Origin of the sequence: Paraclostridium benzoelyticum (assembly GCF_001006285.1) — a bacterium.
Classification (GTDB): Bacteria; Bacillota; Clostridia; order Peptostreptococcales; family Peptostreptococcaceae; genus Paraclostridium; species Paraclostridium benzoelyticum.
On sequence record NZ_LBBT01000302.1, the window covers coordinates 1 to 2046 of the forward strand.

The following is a 2046-nucleotide window of genomic DNA, read 5'->3' on the forward strand; positions in this document are numbered from 1 at the left end:
GTATAAATTTTATAGATTATAAAAACTTAGATTTTTAGGGGGGGAATTAAATGGAATTAATATTAAAAAATATAAATAAATCGTTTAAAGATAAAATAGCAGTAAGTGATTTTAATGTGACTTTAAATAATGGGATATACGGTTTATTAGGACCTAATGGAGCAGGAAAAACATCTCTTATGAGAATAATAGCTGATGTTTCAAATGCAACTAGTGGAGAAGTATACTTAAATGGAAAAAGTAAATCTGAATTAGGGGCAAATTATAGAAGTTTGCTTGGATACTTACCACAAGATGTAGGATTTTATAAAACATTTACGGCACAAAAATTTTTAGAATATGTATCTACTTTAAAAGGTTTGGAAAAAGAATATTCAAAAGTAAAAATAGATGAACTTTTAAAATTTGTGAACCTAGAAAAAGATAGAAATAGAAAAATAGGTAAATTTTCAGGAGGTATGAAGCAAAGATTAGGAATTGCTCAAGCACTTTTAAACGATCCAAAAGTTTTAATATTAGATGAACCAACTGCAGGTCTAGATCCTAATGAAAGAATAAGATTTAAAAATTTAATATCTGAGATATCAAAAGATAAAATAGTAATATTATCTACTCATATAGTTTCAGATGTAGAGTTTATATCAAATGAAATAATTATTATGAAAGATGGTAAATTAGTTGAAAAAGACACTCCAAATGAACTTTTAAAGAGTATTAGAGGGAAAGTACATAGTTTGAGAATAAAAGAAGATATGCTTCATAAAATTCAAAATAAATTTAAAGTTTCTAATATAGTAAGGGAAAAAGACCATATTCTAGTTAGAGTTGTAGGCCATGAAAATATACATATAAAAGATGTTGACGTAATAGATGAAAATCCTAGTTTGGAAGATTTGTTTTTATATTATTTTGATGAAAAGATTAGCTTTTAGGGGGAATGGTTATGAAGGATTTAATAAAATTTGAATTATATAAGATATTTTCTAAAAAATCAGTGTTAGGGTTAATATTAATATGCATAATATCATCTGTATTACCATCTATAACTGATTATTTAGATATGAAGGGAAAAGGGTTGAAAAGTTATGAAAATATAAAAAAAGTAGGACAAGAATATGAAGGACAAGTTATAACTGATGAAAAAATGAAATATTTAGAAAAGAATGGATTACAGATAATGGAAAAAGATAGCAAGGACGAGTATGTTACAGATAAAGAGAGAGTATCAGCGTATGGAATATATGATTTTTTTATGGCTGCAAACCCTGAATACATGATAAACGGAAGATTTTATAAATTTGATGATATAAAAAAAGAGATTGCTAAATTACTAAAAGATGGAGAGAAAAGTAGTTATGAATATAAAGAGTTTAAATATATACATGATTTAATTGAAAAAAAACCTATACCTAAATTTTATTTTAAATTTGGGTGGAGAAATGCAACTGAATTTAATATGAATCCACTGTGGATGGCTATTTTGATAATTGTATCCATATGTACTATATTTAGTAATGAATATCAAAGTAACACTGCATCAATAATATTTAGTTCAAAAAATGGACAAGGTAGGTTAACACTAGCAAAAGTTATATCAGGTTTATTATTCTCTACAATAATATTTCTGGTTATAAATGGTATACAAGTTGCTATAATGGCTATGCATGGTTTTGATGGATGGAATTTACCATTAGGATTTTTAACTAGTTATGCAAGGACACCATATATTATGAATATAGGGACATTTTATATGATGGGGTTATTGGTGAGCTATATAGGAGTTGTACTATTTACATTATTAATTATGTTAGTATCACTAATTAGCAAAAATGATATGATATCTTTTGCAATCAATGTAGTGATATTACTAGGCCCTGGATTTTTAGCTAAAATTATGCCTACATATATGTTGACTAAGATTTTTATGGAATTAAATATAGAAAATTTAATAGGACCAATAAGTATGTTTGGAAATATAAGTACCTATAATATACTCGGAACTCCTACTCTATATTTAAATGTCATAGTTTCAATTGCTGTTTTAAG

Annotated in this window: 2 protein-coding genes; both read left to right on the forward strand. The window is 26.1% G+C overall.

Annotated features, from left to right (window positions below; translation table 11 throughout):
* The first annotated feature begins 50 nt into the window (after nt 1-50).
* Nucleotides 51-932, forward strand: coding sequence for an ABC transporter ATP-binding protein (locus VN21_RS15065; protein WP_046823979.1), 882 nt, complete (start codon nt 51-53; stop codon nt 930-932).
* An 11-nt stretch (nt 933-943) separates the two neighbouring features.
* The coding region (locus VN21_RS15070; protein ID WP_046823980.1) for an ABC transporter permease at nt 944-2046 on the forward strand (1103 nt) is incomplete at its 3' end.